The 14,590-nt window shown below is 73.3% G+C and carries 12 protein-coding genes; 4 read left to right on the forward strand and 8 right to left on the reverse strand.

Annotated features, from left to right (window positions below; translation table 11 throughout):
• Positions 1-37 precede the first annotated feature (37 nt).
• Genes mraY through ABD691_RS07610 form a run of 4 tightly spaced genes read right to left on the reverse strand, consistent with a single transcriptional unit; the run spans position 38 to position 4,345 of the window.
• Positions 38-1,117, reverse strand: coding sequence for a phospho-N-acetylmuramoyl-pentapeptide-transferase (gene mraY, locus ABD691_RS07595; RefSeq protein WP_344678741.1), 1,080 nt, complete (start codon positions 1,115-1,117; stop codon positions 38-40).
• Positions 1,114-2,583 carry a UDP-N-acetylmuramoyl-tripeptide--D-alanyl-D-alanine ligase gene (locus ABD691_RS07600; protein ID WP_344678742.1) on the reverse strand — a complete coding sequence of 490 codons (1,470 nt, stop codon included), beginning with the start codon at positions 2,581-2,583 and terminating at the stop codon, positions 1,114-1,116. Before ABD691_RS07600 ends, mraY begins: the two co-directional genes overlap by 4 nt.
• Complete coding sequence (locus tag ABD691_RS07605) at positions 2,580-2,714, reverse strand: hypothetical protein (protein ID WP_344678743.1); 135 nt, start codon at positions 2,712-2,714, stop codon at positions 2,580-2,582. Before ABD691_RS07605 ends, ABD691_RS07600 begins: the two co-directional genes overlap by 4 nt.
• Positions 2,711-4,345 (reverse strand): UDP-N-acetylmuramoyl-L-alanyl-D-glutamate--2,6-diaminopimelate ligase, encoded by a 1,635-nt coding sequence (locus tag ABD691_RS07610; protein WP_344678744.1) that lies wholly within the window; start codon positions 4,343-4,345, stop codon positions 2,711-2,713. The genes ABD691_RS07605 and ABD691_RS07610 overlap by 4 nt, the downstream gene beginning before the upstream one ends.
• A 295-nt stretch (positions 4,346-4,640) precedes the next feature.
• On the opposite strand from ABD691_RS07610, the gene ABD691_RS07615 reads away from it, so the two are divergent.
• Complete coding sequence (locus ABD691_RS07615) at positions 4,641-5,147, forward strand: CHAP domain-containing protein (RefSeq protein WP_425565008.1); 507 nt, start codon at positions 4,641-4,643, stop codon at positions 5,145-5,147.
• 43 nt (positions 5,148-5,190) lie between these two features.
• Here ABD691_RS07615 and ABD691_RS07620 read toward each other — a convergent pair whose 3' ends face one another.
• The 4 genes from ABD691_RS07620 to mraZ all read right to left on the reverse strand — a co-directional run bounded on the left by ABD691_RS07620 (position 5,191) and on the right by mraZ (position 9,456).
• Positions 5,191-7,035 (reverse strand): peptidoglycan D,D-transpeptidase FtsI family protein, encoded by a 1,845-nt coding sequence (locus ABD691_RS07620; protein WP_344678746.1) that lies wholly within the window; start codon positions 7,033-7,035, stop codon positions 5,191-5,193.
• Positions 7,035-7,688, reverse strand: a complete 654-nt coding sequence (ftsL, locus tag ABD691_RS07625) for a cell division protein FtsL (protein ID WP_344678747.1) — start codon at positions 7,686-7,688, stop codon at positions 7,035-7,037. Before ftsL ends, ABD691_RS07620 begins: the two co-directional genes overlap by 1 nt.
• Positions 7,689-7,803: 115 nt before the next feature.
• A complete protein-coding gene (rsmH, locus tag ABD691_RS07630; protein WP_344678749.1) occupies positions 7,804-8,790 on the reverse strand; it encodes a 16S rRNA (cytosine(1402)-N(4))-methyltransferase RsmH in 987 nt (328 codons plus the stop codon).
• A 234-nt stretch (positions 8,791-9,024) separates the two neighbouring features.
• Positions 9,025-9,456: a division/cell wall cluster transcriptional repressor MraZ gene (gene mraZ / locus ABD691_RS07635; RefSeq protein WP_344678750.1), complete on the reverse strand. Its 432-nt coding sequence runs from the start codon at positions 9,454-9,456 to the stop codon at positions 9,025-9,027.
• Between the two features lie 552 nt (positions 9,457-10,008).
• On the opposite strand from mraZ, the gene ABD691_RS07640 reads away from it, so the two are divergent.
• Genes ABD691_RS07640 through ABD691_RS07650 form a run of 3 tightly spaced genes read left to right on the forward strand, consistent with a single transcriptional unit; the run spans position 10,009 to position 14,540 of the window.
• The gene (locus ABD691_RS07640; protein WP_425565009.1) at positions 10,009-11,058 is read left to right on the forward strand and encodes an AAA family ATPase; all 1,050 of its coding nucleotides are present in this window, start codon (positions 10,009-10,011) and stop codon (positions 11,056-11,058) included.
• A gap of 3 nt (positions 11,059-11,061) precedes the next feature.
• Positions 11,062-12,306 (forward strand): DUF58 domain-containing protein, encoded by a 1,245-nt coding sequence (locus ABD691_RS07645; protein WP_344678751.1) that lies wholly within the window; start codon positions 11,062-11,064, stop codon positions 12,304-12,306.
• The gene (locus ABD691_RS07650) at positions 12,303-14,540 is read left to right on the forward strand and encodes a transglutaminase TgpA family protein (protein WP_344678753.1); all 2,238 of its coding nucleotides are present in this window, start codon (positions 12,303-12,305) and stop codon (positions 14,538-14,540) included. Before ABD691_RS07645 ends, ABD691_RS07650 begins: the two co-directional genes overlap by 4 nt.
• Positions 14,541-14,590 lie beyond the last annotated feature (50 nt).

Raw genomic sequence — 14,590 nt, forward strand, 5'->3', positions numbered from 1 at the left:
GCCTCCCGTCGTCGTCGCCCTGCTGCCCGCCACCCGGTCAGCCCACGCCCGCGGGCAGCCAGTCCGCGTAGAACAGGCCGAGGCCGAACATCGCGCTGATCGCCGCGAGCACCCAGAACCGGATGATCACCGTGGTCTCGGCCCAGCCGGCCAGTTCGAAGTGGTGGTGGAACGGCGCCATCCGGAACAGCCGCCGCCTGGTCGAGCGGAACACCACGATCTGCATGACCACCGACAGCGCCTCGACCACGAACAGGCCGCCGATGATGATCATCAGCAGCTCGGTGCGGGTCACCATCGACAGCCCGGCCAGCAGACCGCCCAGCGCCAGCGAACCGGTGTCGCCCATGAAGATCTTCGCCGGGGCCGCGTTCCACCACAGGAACCCGACGCAGGCGCCCATCGCGGCACCGGCCACCACGGCGATGTCCAGCGGGTCGCGGACCGTGTAGCAGCCGGTCAGCGAGGCCGCGAGCGCGCAGTTGTTGCGGAACTGCCAGAACGAGACCACCACGTAGACCGCGAGCACCATCGCCGCGGTGCCGCCCGCCAGGCCGTCCATGCCGTCGGTGAAGTTGACCGCGTTCGACCAGCCGCTGATCGCGATGTAGGCGAAGATCACGAACCCGACCGAGCCGAAGGAGATCACCGTGATGTCGCGGATGAACGACAGGTGCTCCGAGGCCGGGGTGACCCCGGCGTTGTTGGGGAACTGGATCGCCAGGATCGCGAACAGCACCGCCGCGACCAGCTGGCCGACCAGCTTCGCGGTCTTGTTCAGCCCGAGGTTGCGCTGCTTGCGGATCTTGATGAAGTCGTCGAGGAAGCCGACCACGCCCAGCGCGGTGGTCAGCCCGAGGACCAGAAGGCCGGACACCGAGGGCGACTCGGTCGGCCCGCTCACCGTCAGGTGCGTGACCAGGTAGCCGGCCCACATGGCGACCAGGATCGCCATGCCGCCCATGGTGGGCGTGCCGCGCTTGGCGGCGTGCGACTGCTGCACCTCCTCGCGGATCTCCTGGCCGAAGCCCTGCCGCGAGAACACCCTGATCAGGTAAGGCGTGACCAGGATCGAGACCACCAGCGCCACCGCGGCGGCGACGAGGATGCTCTTCACGCCGCACCCCCGCTCGGGCGCTCGTCGAGCAGCGCCTCGGCGACCCGCCACAGGGCCGCCACCTTCGACGCCTTGGCCAGCACGACATCACCGGGTCGCAGCTCGGCGCGCAGCAGCGCGACGGCGGCGTCGACATCCGGCACCAGAACCGACTCCTCTCCCCATGAACCTTCCAGCGACGCACCGTGGTGCATTCCCGCCGCCTGGTCCCCGACGACCACCAGCCGGTCGATGTTGAGCCGGACGGCCAGCCGCCCGATCTCGTCGTGCGCTTCCGCTCCCGCCTCGCCCAGCTCGCCCATGACGCCGAGCACCGCCCAGGCCCGGCCGGGACGGCCGCGGGTCATCGAGGCGAGCGTCTTCAGCGCCGCGCGCATGGACTCCGGGTTGGCGTTGTAGGCGTCGTTGACGACGGTGACGCCCTCGGCGGTCTCGGCGACCTCCATCCGCCGCGCCGACACCCGGCGCACCTCGCCCAGGCGCTGCGCGACCTGCTCCAGCGACGCGCCCAGTTCGAGAGCGATCGCCGCGGCGGTCAGCGCGTTGCCGACGTGGTGCTCGCCGTGCAGCGGCAGCGTCACCCGGGCCGAGCCCTCCGCGGTCACCAGCGTGAAGGTCGGCCGCGCGTGCTCGTCGAGCTCGACGTCCTCGGCGCGCACGTGCGCGGAGGGCGCCTCCCCGACGAAAACCACCCGCGCGGCCGTGCGAGCGGCCATCGCCGCGACCAGCGGGTCGTCGGCGTTGAGCACCGCGACCCCGTCGGCGGGCAGCGACTCGACCAGCTCGCCCTTGGCCCGCGCGACGGCTTCCTGCGAGCCGAACTCGCCGAGGTGCGCGTGCCCGACGTTGAGCACCGCGCCGATCCTCGGCGGCGCCACCTCGCACAGCTTCGCGATGTGCCCGACGCCGCGGGCGGACAGCTCCAGCACCAGGTGCCGGGTGTCCTCGTCGGCGCGCAGCGCGGTCCAGGGGTGGCCGAGCTCGTTGTTGAACGAACCCGGCGGCGCCACCGTGGGCCCCATCGGTTCCAGCAGCTGCGCGATCAGGTCCTTCGTGGAGGTCTTGCCGGACGAGCCGGTCACGCCCACCACGGTCAGCTCCGGCAGCCGGTCGACGACGTACCTGGCCAGCTTCGCCAGCGCCGCCAGCACCGCGGCCCCGGAACCGTCGGTGTCGCCCGCCAGCGCCATGACGCCGGAGGGGCCACCGGTCTCGACCGGCGGCACGATCACCGCCGGGGCGTCGACCTCCCGAGCGGCCAGCACGCCCGCCGCGCCGCCCGCCACCGCCTGCGCGGCGAACTCGTGGCCGTCCACGCGTTCTCCCGGCACGGCGACGAAAAGCCCGCCCGGGGCCAGTTTCCGGGAGTCGAACTCCACGCTCGCGGTCACGGTTTCCGAACCGTCCGCGCGATGAAGCCTGCCGCCCACCGCCTCCGCGATGTCGGCCAGGCTGAGCCGGATCACCTTGCCTCCTCGGTGTTCTGCGGGACACCCGCACCCGGGCTGTTCTGCCGGACACCCGAACCCGGGTTGTTCCGCGGCGGGGCCCCCGCACCCGGCCGGTCCTCACGAGCCGACGACAGAGTCTGGCTCATCGAGCCTCCTCGGTGTTCTGCGGGGCACCCGCACCCGAGTTGTCCCGCGGGGAACCCGAGTTGTCCTGCCGGGCACCCGCACCCGGAACCCGCGGAGCATCCCGGTGGGCTCCGTTGCTCGGCCCTCCCAGCCGCCTGCGCAGCGCGGCGGCGAGCTCTTCCCGGTCGGAGAAGGGGTGCACCACGCCCGCCACCTCCTGTCCCGTCTCGTGGCCCTTGCCCGCGACGACGACCACGTCGCCGCCGGAAGCCCGCCGCACCGCCTCGGCGATGGCCTCCCGCCGGTCGCCGATCTCGACGACCTCGCCGCGTTCGGCCGCGGGAACCTCCGCGGCGCCCGCGAGCATCGCCGCGCGGATCTCGGCGGGGTCCTCGCTACGGGGATTATCGTCGGTGACGATCAGTAGTTCGGACCGGCGTGCGGCGGCCTCTCCCATCAGCGGCCGTTTGGCGACGTCACGGTCGCCGCCGCAGCCGAGGACGACGATCACGCGGCCCGCGGCCTGTGCACGCGCCGCGTCCAGCACCGCCGACACCGCGCCCGGCTTGTGCGAGTAGTCCACCACGGCGGTGAAGTCCTGCCCGAGCGCGACACGCTCCATCCGGCCGGGCACGTCGACCTCGGCCAGCCCGCGCTCGATCGCCTCGACCGGAACCCGCGCGGCGTGCAGGACGCCGATGGCCAGCAGCGCGTTGGCGATGTTGAACGGACCGGGCAGCCGCAGCCGCATCCGCAGCTCCAGCCCGTCCGGGCCGTGCGCGGTGAACTCCTGCTCCCCGGTCGGATAAGCGGTCACCTCGGTGGCCGTCCAGGTCGCGTCGCCGGTGGTCGACACGGTGATCGTGCCCGGCCCGACCAGCCGCTCGCCCCACTCGGTGTCGACGCAGACGACCTCGCGCTCGGAGCGGCCGTCGAACAGCAGCGCCTTCGCGCCGAAGTAGTCGTCGAGGTCCCGGTGGAAGTCCAGGTGGTCCTGGGAGAGGTTGGTGAACCCGCCGACCGCGAAGCGGGTGCCCGCGACCCGGCCCAGCGCCAGGGCGTGGCTGGAGACCTCCATCGGCACGTGCGTGACGCCCTGCTCGACCATCACCGCCAGCAGCGCCTGCAGGTCCGGCGCCTCCGGCGTGGTGAACGCGCTGTCCAGCCGCTCACCGGCGATGCGGGTCTCGACGGTGCCGATCAGCCCGGTGGTGAACCCGGCCGCGGCCAGCGCGGACTCCAGCAGGTAGGTCGTGGTGGTCTTGCCGGAGGTGCCGGTGACGCCCAGGATCGACAGCTTCTCGGAGGGGTGGCCGTAGATGGCCGCGGCAGCGGATCCGAGAACGGCGCGCGGGTCGTCGTGCACCAGCAGCGCGACCCGGCCCGCGGTGACCTCCGGGTGCTCCAGCAGACCCGCCCTGACCACCCCGGTCTCGTCGGTGAGCACCGCGGTCGCACCGGCGTCCAGCGCGGTGCCCGCGAAGTCGGCGCCGTGCACCCGGGTGCCGGGCAGCGCGGCGAACAGATCGCCGGGGCGGACGTGTTGCGCCCGCAGCGTCGCGCCGGTCACCGACCGTGGCGCGGAGGGGTCCTGACCAGGCACGGCGGCGATGCGCGCGCCGATCAGTCCGGCAAGTTTCTCGGTGTCCACCGGCTCGACGCTCTTGGGGCGAGGCGGGGCTGTCGCGACCGCGGAAGGCACGTCGCAACAGGCTACCGGTACCACCTGTCGGGTCATCCTCATGGTCGGCCGCGCGTTCGACAACCGAGCGCCTGCTCCGCCCGGATCAAGCCGCTGGCCCTTTCGCAGCAGAATCCGGCGAACTCCGCCCGTGGCCCCGCCGGTCGCCCGCACGACCGTTCGCCACAGGGCGCTGCGCTGTTCATCCGAACTTCGTGGTGCACGGCCGTGGTGATCGATAACGTCCGTTCCGCCTGGTTGGAAAATGCCTCACCTAGGAGGAAACGTGAACCGACGCCTGAGCCGGTTAGCCCTCGCCGGTGCCGCAGCCGCAGCCGTCACCCTGTTCCCGCTCACCACCACGCCCGCACCGGTCGCCGAGGCGGCCCCGGTCGTCGCCCCCGCCGCCGACCCGGCCGACGGTACCGCCGAAGGCGCGATCGAGTGGTTCAAGGGCAAGCAGGGCAACACCTCCTACGAGGGGCTCTGCGAGAAGGCGGTCGAGAACGCCTGGGGCACGACCGGCGTGTGGCCGTCGGCCATCGCGCACTGGGAGGGCGCGGTCAGCGCGGGCAAGGCGCACAAGGGCGACACCAACCCGCCCAAGGGCGCGTTCGTGTACTGGAACATCAGCCAGTACGGCCACGTCGGCATCGCCGACGGCAACGGCGGCTTCTACTCCAGCGGCATCGACGGCGCCATCGGGCACCAGGACAGCTTGTCCTACTTCGGCAACTACCTCGGCTGGAGCGACCCGCAGGTCCCGGCCTGATCCCGCGGGGTCGTGAGCGGCCCGGCCGCTCACGACCCCGGCCTCACGGCACCTGGAGGACCTGCACCGGCGCGGGCTCCTTCGACAGCGGGATCTGGTACCGCTGCGTCATGAACGACGCGATGTCGTGGAACAGCGGCGCCGCGGTCTTGTTCCGGACCGGCTCGTCGAGCATCAGGCCCACGACGAACCGCGGGTTGTCGGCGGGCAGGATCCCGGCGAAGGTGATCATGTGCTGCGACTGGCTGTAGCAGCCGCACGCCGGATCGATCTTCTGCGCGGTCCCGGTCTTGCCGGAGACCTGGTAGCCCTCCACCGCCGCGGACGGCGCGGTGCCCTGCTGGTGCGGCGCGTCCTGCACGACCGACCGCAGCATGTCCCGGACCGTGTGCGCGGTCTCCGGGCTCACCACCCGCACCGGCTCCGGCGCGGGCCGCGGCACCCGGGTTCCGTCCGGCCGGATCTCCGCGGAGATCACCCGCGGCGGAACCCGCACCCCGTCGTTGGCGATCGCCTGGTACATCCCGGCCATCTGCAGCACCGTCATCGAAAGCCCCTGCCCGATCGGCAGGTTCGCGAACGTCGTGCCCGACCAGCTGGAGCGCGGCGGGACCACGCCCGCGCTCTCGCCGGGCAGCTCGATGCCGGTCGTGCTGCCGAGGCCGAACCTGTGCACCAGGTCGTTGAACCGCTCCTCGCCGAGCCGGTCGGCGACCATCAGGGTGCCGACGTTGGAGGACTTGCCGAGCACGCCGGTGAAGGTCAGCGGCAGCGTCCCGTGCGGCCAGGCGTCGCGGACCGTCGAGTCGGCGACCTTCACGCTGCCCGGCACCTGGAGCACCTCCTCCGGCCGGACCACCCCGTGCTCGATCGCGCCGGCCGCGGTGATCACCTTGTTCACCGACCCCGGCTCGAACGGCGTGGTGACGGCCGGGTTCGCCAGCGCGTCCTTGGCCCAGGTCGCCGGATCGTCGCCCGGGTTGAAGCTCTTGCCGTTGGCCAGCGCGTAGACCTCGCCGGTCTTGGCGTCCAGCACCACGGCGCTGCCGCCCTTGGCCCCGCTCTCGGCGACGTAGGACGCCAGCTGGTTCTGCACCCTGAACTGCAGGTCGGAATCGATGGTCAGCTGCACGTCCGACCCCGGCGTGGCCGCCTCCAGCTCCCGCTCGGTGCCCGGGATCACCAGGTCGTTGCTGCCTCTGGCGGTGTCCGAGACCTTCACCCCGTCCCGGCCCGCCAGCGCCTTGTCGAGCGTGTTCTCCAGCCCGAACAGGCCCTTGACCTTGCGCTCGTCCATCTGCCACTTGGCAGCGCCGACGATGTTGGCGCCGACGTCGTCGGCCGGGTACTCGCGCACCGCGCGGTACTCGGCGCCGATCTGCGGGTACTTCTCGGTGATCTCCCGCGCGACCGCGGGGTCGACCAGCGGCCCGAAGTAGGTGAACTGCTGGCCCGAGGACAGCACGTCGTAGACGGCCTGCTCGGGCAGCGCCGCACCGACCCGCTCGTGGACGAACCGCGCGATCTCCCGCTTGTACTGCTCGCCGGTCGGTTCCTTCGGGTTCTTCACGTGCGCCTCGTCCTGCTTCTGGACCAGGTCGCGCGGGTTGGCGTAGAGCTGCCTGGACTCGCTGCTGAAGGCGAGCACGTTGTTGCTGCGGTCGAAGAAAGCGCCCCGCTGCGCGGGGATCGCGGCCCGGGTGAGCCGCTGGCGCTCGGCCTCGTTGGACAACGCGCTCGCCTCGAAGCCCTGGACCCAGATCAGCTTGCCCGCGGTCATCACCAGCGCGACGACCAGCAGGATGCGGCCCACGGCGAGCCTGCGGTGGCTGCCCGCGACATCCGTGCGCGCCGTCCGGCGCCCGGGCCGCACGCCGCTGCGGGCCATCAGCGTGCCTCGACCGCCGGAGCACCCGCGGCCTGCTGCGGCGGCGCGGGCGGAGCCTGCACCGGCGGTGCCTGCACCGGAGGCGCGGGCGGCTTGGGTGCCTCGGCGGCCTGCGGGTCACCGACGACCGTGACGGTGCCGTCCGGGTTCGGGACCAGGTGCGCGGGCGGCGGCGCCGGGACCAGGCCCTGCCGCTCGGCCTCGCGCTGCAGCGCCGGCGTCGAGTCCAGCGCGCTGACCTCGAGCATCAGCTGTTCCTTCTGCTCGTTGAGCGCGTTGATCCGGGCCTCGTTCTGCTGCAGCTCGTAGGACCCGCTGACCGCGGCGATCGACAGCCACAGCGTCGCCAGCAGGCCGACGGTGAGCATCCCCATCCCGGCCACCACCAGCGAGGCCCGCGAACCGGCGACCTTCTCCTGCAGCTTGGCCGCCGAGCGGCCGACCCGCTGCGGGCGCCGCTGCTCCCCGGGCTGGCGCTGCGTGCGCGGCCTGCGCTCGGTGGCCTCCCGCAGCGAGCGGTCCCGCCGCTCCTCGCGGCGGGCGTAGGCGCGTTCGGCCGCGGCCGAGCGGGTCCGCTTCTTCTTCTCGGTCTGCTCGCGTTCGGTGGTACCGGTCCGCGAAGTGGTCGTCCTGGTGCGCGCCGGTGCTGTCATACCGCCTCCTCAGTCATGCGGGGCGTCCGCACCCGGCCGGTCCGCTCCTGCGGACGGACGCGCCCCGCGGGACACCCGCCCCCGATCGGCCGCACGAGCCGGGAAACCTGCTCGCTCATGGGCCCTCCTGGATCCGCTCCACCGCGCGCAGCCGCACCGACGCGGCCCGCGGGTTGGCCGCCGTTTCCGCCTCTCCCGCCAGTTCCGCGCCGCGCGTGAGCAGGCGCAGTTCCGGCCCGTGCCCCGGGAGTTCGACCGGCAGGTCGACCGGGGTGCGCGACTTCGCCCGCTCGGCGAAGGCGCGCTTGACCATCCGGTCCTCCAGCGAGTGGTAGGACATGACGACCATCCGGCCGCCGACGGCCAGCGAGTCCAGCGCCGCGGGCAGCGCCCGGCGCAGGACGTCGAGCTCGGCGTTGACCTCGATCCGCAGCGCTTGGAAGGTGCGCTTGGCCGGGTGCCCGCCGGTGCGCCTGCTGGCCGCCGGAACCACGTCGTAGAGCAGCTGCACCAGCCGCTCGCTGCGCTCGAACGGCGCCTTCTCGCGCTCGCGCACGATCGCCGCCGCGATCTTCGAGGCGAACTTCTCCTCGCCGTACTCGCGCAGGATCCGGGCCAGCTCCCCCGCCGAGTACGTGTTGAGCACGTCGGCGGCGGTGCGCGGGGCACCGGAGTCCATCCGCATGTCCAGCGGAGCGTCGTGGGCGTAGGCGAAGCCGCGGCCGGTTTCGTCCAGCTGGAGCGAGGAAACGCCGAGGTCGAACAGCGCTCCGTCCACCCTGGACAGACCGAGGTCGGCGAGGACCTCGCCCCACTCGTCGTAGACGGCGTGCACCAGGTGGATCCGGTCCGAGTACGGGGCCAGCCGCTGCCCGGCCAGCCGCAGCGCCTCCGGATCGCGGTCGAGCCCGACCAGCGTCAGCTCCGGGTGCGCCGCGAGCAGCGCCTCCGAATGCCCGCCCATGCCGAGGGTCGCGTCCACGACCACCGCGGGCCCGCCGGACAGCGCGGGCGCCAGCAGCTCAAGAGTCCGTTCCAGCAGCACCGGGACGTGCCGGTCCCGCGCGGGACCGCCGCCCTGCCACTGTTCATCGCCGGCCATCGCGGTCCCTCCCTCCCGCAAGCCTGGTGCGCCGAGCACCGCAACCGGTCCGCGGCGTGCGAACGCCGGTCGTGCGGTGCACGGGATGTCCCCCCAGAAACCGGATCCCGTCAGGTCCCCGCCCGCCCGTCGCGTCCTGATGCCGGGGAAGGTGCACCAGGCGTGCGATAGCCGAGCGGACCGAGGCCTCACGAAACCCGGTCGCAGGTCGTCGCGTGTTCAGTCGAACCCCTCCTAGAAAACCCCGGGCAGCACCTCCTCCCGGGCCTGCGCGTAGCCCTCCTCGTGCTCGTCGAGGTAGGTCTGCCAGCGCTCCGCGTTCCAGATCTCCAGCCGGTTGATCGCGCCGATGACCACGCACTCCTTGGTCAGCCCCGCGTACCGGCGCAGCTCCGAAGCGACCGAGATCCGCCCCTGGCCGTCCGGCTGCTGCTCGTCGGTGCCCGCGAACAGGTACCGCTGGTAGGCGCGGACGGACTCGTTGGTGAACGGCGCTTCGGCCACCTTGCGGGCCATCTGCTCGAACTCCGCGCGCGGGAAGACGTAGAGGCAGTGGTCCTGTCCCTTGGTGACCATCAACCCCCCTGCCAGTGCTTCCCGGAACTTCGCGGGCAACGTCAGGCGCCCCTTGTCGTCCAGCTTGGGGTGGTGCGTACCGAGAAACATCCCGGCCACCTCCCCCGCCGGCCGCGCACGAGCGAGTCAGCGCCGGCCCGCACCGGCCGCCTTGCCCGGACGGCCAGCTACCCGGCCGACCGACTGCTTCGGCTGGACAGCTGCTCTGTCCGACCAACTGCTCTGCCCGACCAACTGCTCTGGAAGCAGGACCCCCGTTCGCCCCACCGTCACCCACACTACCCCACTTCGCTCCACCGTCAACACGAATCGTCGCGGTCGCCCCCGGAAGCCTTAGGCCATTTGTGCAGGTAGCGCCGTTGTGGGGCGGGGTGGGGGATTCCGGGCACCGAGCCCGGCCACCGCGGCGGCGGTCGCCGCTATGCTCGGGCCCCCACCTCCACCCCCGCCACGGCGGTGGGGCGGAGTGGGGAGCCGCCGCTCGCGGCCGGTGCTTCGGAACCGGGTCCCGGTTTGGCACACTGCATGGGCGCGCCGCGGTGAGCGAGATGATCGACTTGTCGTTCCGGGGCGACCGCACGAGCCCGGCGCCCTCGGGCTCGCCGACGGCCGCGGAAACCCGGGAGAGCACCTGGAGGTTGCGTGACGTCCAAGATCCACACGTCCGGCACGGCGGTGACCGGTGACGGCGCCCACGCGGCCGGCGGAGGGCGCGGCCCGGTGCCACCGGGTCCGGTGGACGTCGAAGCGCTGCACCGCACCGTCCAGCGGATCGCCGCCAACGTCGAGCAGGTGCTCGTCGGCAAGCCCGAGGTGGTCCGGATCGCGCTCGTGACGATGCTGGCCGAGGGCCACCTGCTGGTCGAGGACGTCCCGGGGGTCGGCAAGACCTCGCTGGCCAAGGCGCTGGCCCGGTCGGTCGACTGCACCGTGAGCCGCATCCAGTTCACCCCGGACCTGCTGCCCAGCGACATCACCGGCGTGTCCATCTACAGCAGGCAGGCCGAGACCTTCGAGTTCCGCCCCGGCCCGGTGTTCGCCAACATCGTCGTCGGCGACGAGATCAACCGCGCCTCCCCGAAGACGCAGTCCGCGCTGCTGGAGTGCATGGAGGAGAACCAGGTCACCGTCGACGGCGAGACCTACCCGCTGCGCGCCCCGTTCATGGTGATCGCCACCCAGAACCCGATCGAGATGGAGGGCACCTACGCCCTGCCGGAGGCCCAGCGCGACCGGTTCACCGCGCGGGTCTCGATCGGCTACCCGGACGCGAAGGCCGAACTCGCGATGGTCGACGAGCACACCGGCCACGACCCGCTGCGCGAGCTGCGGCCGGTCGCCGACGGCGCCGAGGTGCAGGCGCTGCTGCGCTCGGTGCGCGGCATCCACGTCAGCACCGAACTGCGCCGGTACGTGATCGAGCTGGTCACCGCGACCCGGCACCTGCCGGAGCTGCGGCTGGGCGCCTCGCCGCGGTCGACGCTGCAACTGGTCCGCGCGGCGAGAGCGCAGGCCGCGCTGTCCGGGCGCCCCTTCGTGATCCCCGACGACGTGCAGGCCGTGGCCGTCCCGGTGCTCGCGCACCGGCTCGTGCTCACCAGCGAGGCCCGCGCCACCCGCCGGTCGGCGTCCGATCTGGTCCGCCAGCTGCTGGCGCGGATCCCGGTACCGCGCGGCGAGGGCGGCAGGTAGGCCGTGCTCTCCGGACTGACCGTGCGCGGTCGCTGCCTGCTCGCGGCAGGGGTGGCCGCGGGCGTGTGCTCGCTCGTGCTCGACGAGCGCGATCTGCTGCGGGTGTCGGCGTTCGTGGCCGCGCTGCCGCTGCTGGCGGCGCTGCTGTCCGGGCGCTCCCGCGTCGGTCTGACCGCGCGGCGCGAGCTGGTGCCGTCGCGGGTTCCGGTCGGCACCCGGTCCGTGGTCCGGCTGCACGTCTCCGGCGGCGGGCGGCTGCCGGTCGGCGGGCTGAACCTGGAGGACGGCACCCCGCACGCGCTCGGCGGCCGTCCCCGGTTCCGGCTCCACGACCTGCCCCGGCGCGGCGGCACGGTCCTGGAGTACAAGGTGCGGCCGGCGCTGCGCGGGGTGCACCAGATCGGCCCGCTGCGCACCCGCGTCGGCGACCCGTTCGGCCTGGCCGAGTTCGAACGCGAGCTCGCGGGCCGCAGCAGGCTCGTCGCGGTGCCGGAGGTCTTCCCGCTGCGCGGACTTCCGCCCGGTTCCGGGCTCGGCACCGGCGAGGACGGCACCACCCGCCTGCGCGCCGGGCACGGCGACGACGACGCGATGGTGCGGCAGTACCGGCAGGGCGACGACATGCGGCGGGTGCACTGGAAGGCCACCGCGCGCCGCGACGAGCTGATGGTCCGGGTCGAGGAACGCCCGTGGCACGGCGGCGTCACGGTGCTGCTCGACCGGCGCTCGGCCGCGCACCGCGGCACCGGGCCGCGGGCCAGCATCGAGTGGGCGGTGTCGGCGGCGGCGAGCATCTGCGCGCACCTGCACCGGCACGGCCAGCACGTCCGCCTGCTCACCGAGGACGGCCACGTGCTCGCGGGCGGCCCGGGCCCCGCCGACGGCGGTCACGACGACGCGGCGGTGCTGGACGCGCTGGCCGCGGTGCGCCCGTCGACGCAGCGGGACCTGGTCTGCGGGCAGGATCCCGGCGGCGGCCAGGAGCTGATCGCGGTGCTCGGCGAGACCACGACCGCCGGGGTCGCCGAGCTGGTCCGGCTCCGTCCACAAGGGACTCGGAGCCTGGCGGTGCTGCTGGACGTCCGGGCCTGGGCCAGGCAGGCCGACGGCGGCTTCGACCCGGAGCTGACCGCGCGCAGGCTGCGGACCGCGGGCTGGACCGTGGTCGTCGTCGACGGGCCGCGCGCGCCGATCGCGCAGGTGTGGTCCCGGCTGTGCGCGGAATCCGGATCGGAGGTGGCGTCGTGACCGCCAGGAACGTCGACACCTCGGTGGTCGCCACGATCGCGGCGGCGCTGGCCGTCGTCCTGTCGGCGACCGCGTTCTCCGGTGTCCTGGCCGACGCGCGCTGGGTGCTGCCCGCCGCGTGCACCGTCGGCATCATCGCCGGTGTCGGCGTGCTCGGCCGCTCGCAGCGCTGGTGGCCGGTGGCGACGGCGCTCGCCCAGCTCGCGGCGTTGATGATGGTGCTGGCGACCCAGTTCTCCGGGAAGGCCGTGCTGGGATTCCTGCCCGGCCCGGCCGCCTTCGGCGAGCTCGCCGACCAGTTGGGGCTGGCGCTGGACCTGGTCCGCGAGGGCGTTCCCCCGGTACCGGCCGAACCGCAGTTGCAGTGCCTGGTCTGCCTCGGGCTCGGCGTGGTCGCGGTGTTCGTGGACGTCATCGCGGTCGCCGGAGGTGCCCCGGCGGTGGCCGGTCTGGTCCTGCTGTGCGTGTTCGCGATTCCCGCCTCGCTGGCCGACAACATGCTGCCGTGGTGGAGTTTCGCGGCCGGTGCGCTGGGATTCGCGCTGCTGCTCGCGTCCGGCGGGCCGCAGCGGCGGTGGCAGCGCCGGGAGCGCGGCGACACCGTCGCAGGCACCCTGTTCGGCCGCACGACCACCGCGGTGGCGGGAGTCGCGGCGGTGATCGCCCTGCTGACCGGGTCGGTGTTCACCGGCGTCGGCACCGAAGGACGGCTGCCGGGCGCGGGGACCGCCGGTTTCGGCGGCACCGGCGGCGGGATCGGGCTGCAACCGTTCACCTCGCTGCGCGGCCAGCTCGACCGCAGCCGCACCGTCGACCTGTTCCGGGTCCGCGGGCTGACCCAGGAGACCTACCTGCGGGCGCTCACGCTGCGGAAGTTCAACCCGCAGAAGGGCTGGGAGCTCGACGGGCTCACCCAGGGCGTGGACGCGCAGCAGGAGTTGCCGCTGCCCGACGGCACCGAATACGCGGTCGGAACGCCGATGAAGGTCGACATCGAACCGCTCGGCTACCGGGACCCGTGGCTGCCGGTGTTCGGCACGCCCACCGTGGTCGGCGGGATGGGGCCGGACTGGCGCTACGACCCGGCCGCCGGGATCGTGTTCACCCAGACCCGGCAGCAGAGCCGCCCCTACAGCGAGCAGCTGTTCGTGCCCTCGCCCACCCCGGAGCAGCTGCGGGAGGCCGGCGGTCCCGTCCGGATCGACCCCGCCTACCTCGACACCAGCGGTATTCCGCCGCAGGTCGCCGATCTCGCCAAGCGCCTGACCGCAGGCGCACCGACCGACTTCGACAAGGCCGCGGCGCTCAACCACTACTTCACCGACCCCGCCAACGGTTTCGACTACGAGCTCGAAACCGCGCCGCCCACCGGCGGGGACGGGCTGTCGGACTTCCTGTTCCGCGGCAAGCGCGGCTACTGCGAGCAGTTCGCGTCGTCGATGGCGGTCCTGCTGCGCGCGTCCGGCATCCCCTCGCGGGTGGCGGTCGGGTTCACCTCCGGCTACCGGGACGGCGACTCGCGGGTGATCACCACCGACGACGCGCACGCCTGGGTCGAGGCGTACTTCCCGGGCTGGGGCTGGACGACGTTCGACCCCACCCCGCTCGACGACGGGCGCACCGCGCTGCCGGAGTACCTGCACCAGGAACGCCAGCCCCAGGCCCTGCCTCCGCCGCCGGGGCAGAACACCCCCGCGCCTCCCCCGCCGAGCGGCCAGGTCCCGCAGCCGGGGCAGCCGGAGACCGGCGACCAGCACATCGCCGACCAGCCGCAGGAACGCGAGACCGCTCCGGCGGTGTGGCCGCTGGTGCTGCTGCTCGTGGTCGTGCTGGCGCTGCTCGCGGCGACTCCGGCCGGGGTGCGCGAGGCGCGCAGGCGCCTGCGGCTGCGCGCGGTCGACGCCGGAGCGCCGGACTCGGCGGAGCTGGCCTGGCGCGAACTGCTCGACGAGTTCTGGGACCGGGGTTCGAAACCGGAGGACACCGACACCGCGCGCCGGGTGGCCGCCGGGCTGGTCGAGCAGCACGCGCTGGACGCCGAAGGCTCGCGCGCGGTGCGAGAACTGGTCACGTCGGTGGAGAAGCAGTGGTACGGCCCGGGCGACGGCGTCCCGGACGACTCGGTCAGGACGTCGCTGCGGGAAGCCGTGGACAGCCTGCACCGCAGCGAACCGCTCAGCTGGCAGGCGCGGCTGCTGCCCCGGTCGGTGCTGGGCCTGCTCGGCCGGGGCTGATCACGCCGCGCGGGACCGGACCGCGCGGGATCGCGCCAGCAGGATCGGAA

This window comes from Saccharopolyspora taberi, assembly GCF_039534165.1.
Classification (GTDB): Bacteria; Actinomycetota; Actinomycetes; order Mycobacteriales; family Pseudonocardiaceae; genus Saccharopolyspora_D; species Saccharopolyspora_D taberi.

What these genes read in the sequence shown, in the direction of transcription:
- ABD691_RS07605 (WP_344678743.1), bottom strand. Translation starts at nt 2,714, where the DNA reads ATGAGCCAGACTCTGTCGTCGGCTCGTGAGGACCGGCCGGGTGCGGGG.
- rsmH (WP_344678749.1), bottom strand. Translation starts at nt 8,790, where the DNA reads ATGGCCGGCGATGAACAGTGGCAGGGCGGCGGTCCCGCGCGGGACCGG.
- mraZ (WP_344678750.1), bottom strand. Translation starts at nt 9,456, where the DNA reads ATGTTTCTCGGTACGCACCACCCCAAGCTGGACGACAAGGGGCGCCTG.
- ABD691_RS07620 (WP_344678746.1), bottom strand. Translation starts at nt 7,035, where the DNA reads ATGGCCCGCAGCGGCGTGCGGCCCGGGCGCCGGACGGCGCGCACGGAT.
- ftsL (WP_344678747.1), bottom strand. Translation starts at nt 7,688, where the DNA reads ATGACAGCACCGGCGCGCACCAGGACGACCACTTCGCGGACCGGTACC.
- ABD691_RS07615 (WP_425565008.1), top strand. Translation starts at nt 4,641, where the DNA reads ATGCCTCACCTAGGAGGAAACGTGAACCGACGCCTGAGCCGGTTAGCC.